At 38.3% G+C, this 1831-nt stretch carries 2 protein-coding genes; both read left to right on the plus strand.

The genetic code is table 11. The features are described 5' to 3' along the window. Window positions 1-238: hypothetical protein (locus tag AC3DU7_RS02625; protein ID WP_488037814.1), on the plus strand; the 238-nt coding region annotated here is incomplete at its 5' end. Window positions 239-539: 301 nt separating this feature from the next. Then, window positions 540-1601: a class 1 fructose-bisphosphatase gene (gene fbp / locus AC3DU7_RS02630; RefSeq protein ID WP_488037815.1), complete on the plus strand. Its 1062-nt coding sequence runs from the start codon at window positions 540-542 to the stop codon at window positions 1599-1601. The last annotated feature ends 230 nt before the right edge of the window (window positions 1602-1831 follow it).

The raw sequence follows: 1831 nt of genomic DNA on the forward strand, positions 1-1831 counted from the left end.
AGGTGCTATTTTAGTAGAGATAAAAAATTATGCAGTAGGAAAAGAAATGCTATTACCATTTACTGCACCAGATAACAAACCAAAAATTATTGCTTTTTGTAGCTGTTATATTGCTAAAGCAGAATATTTCATGGGTGATGAAGATATGGGAATTAAGTGGTTGTTAAAAGCTAAGAAAATTGGTGTGGTTAATCATTTACTGGAACGAATAGGAGCAGATATTAATTATATTGTTTGATATATTATTTGAATTATTTGAAACTTTTTGGTGCTTCTCACAATTGTAAGCATTCCCCAAGAAATGCTTACACTAGAAACATTTATATATTTTTAACTTTTGACTTTTAAAATTTGCTTTTTACTCTTCACAAAGCAAATAACTATCTAAAGTTCATATAAAATTTAGCCTCCTCTTGCTCAAGCCTAAATAAGATGAACGTTAGACACATCCAGTAATAGAAGTCCAAGTAAAGGTAAAGCCTTTGCAAATCATCTATATCACCACTGGAACTAATAAATTATGGAGGAACTATAAACTTATGGTCAATACCCAGGAAAACCTCCACATTCGTCTGGAGGAAACACAGGTATTAGATCGTGACTGTACAACCTTATCACGTCACGTTCTACAGCAACTCAATAGCTTTTCACCAGATGCTCAAGATATCAGCGCTCTGATGAATCGAATTGCTTTAGCAGGCAAGTTAATCGCTCGTCGCTTGACCCGCGCTGGATTAGTAGAAGACGCTTTAGGGTTTACTGGCACAGTTAATGTCCAGGGAGAATCCGTCAAAAAGATGGATATCTATGCCAATGACGTATTTATTTCGGTATTCAAGCAAAGTGGCCTTGTCTGTCGCTTGGCATCCGAAGAGATGGAAAAACCCTATTATATTCCAGAAAACTGTCCAGTAGGTCGCTATACATTGCTTTACGACCCTCTAGATGGTTCCTCTAATTTAGACATAAATTTAAACGTGGGGTCTATCTTCTCTATTCGCCAACAAGAAGGCAACGATGAAGATGGTTCCGCTCAAGATTTACTCCAAAGTGGACGTAAACAAATTGCTGCTGGTTATATTTTGTATGGCCCTAGCACAATGCTAGTATATTCCATTGGTACTGGAGTTCACGCATTTACTCTTGACCCTAGTTTGGGAGAGTTTATTCTGGCCAATGAGAATATTAAAACTCCAGACCACGGCCCAATATATAGTGTCAACGAAGGTAACTTTTGGCAGTGGGATGATTCTATGCGGGATTATATCCGCTATGTTCATCGCCATGAAGGTTATACTGCCCGTTATGGTGGTGCATTAGTTGGAGACTTTCATCGAATTTTATACCAAGGTGGTGTATTTTTATACCCTGGTACAGTGAAAAAGCCAGAAGGAAAATTACGCCTGCTATATGAATCAGCACCTATGGCTTATTTAATAGAACAAGCTGGTGGTAGAGCTAGTACGGGTACTGAAGAAATATTGGATGTTGTAGCAAATGAACTACATCAACGTACACCATTGGTAATTGGTAGTAAAGAAGATGTGGCACTTGTAGAGTCTTTTATCAAGGAACAAGCACGCATTTCTAATCAAAGTTAAAAAAGCGGTCAGCACCTCAGCAGTCAGCACCTCAGCAGTAAAGGTTTAGAAGGGGACTGATACCCCTCCGCGTACCTTCCGGTTTATAGAAACCGGGGATGTTTTACCCAGAGCTGTAAAAGCTGATAGCTAGTTAATAGAACTTAACATCGGTGTGTAAGAATTTGTAATCAGAACGCAGATTTCATTTCAACTTTCTGACCAAAAAATAAGGTCTCAAGCCTCCCCTT

Source organism: Okeania sp. (assembly GCF_983059655.1).

What these genes read in the sequence shown, in the direction of transcription:
- fbp (WP_488037815.1), top strand. Translation starts at nt 540, where the DNA reads ATGGTCAATACCCAGGAAAACCTCCACATTCGTCTGGAGGAAACACAG.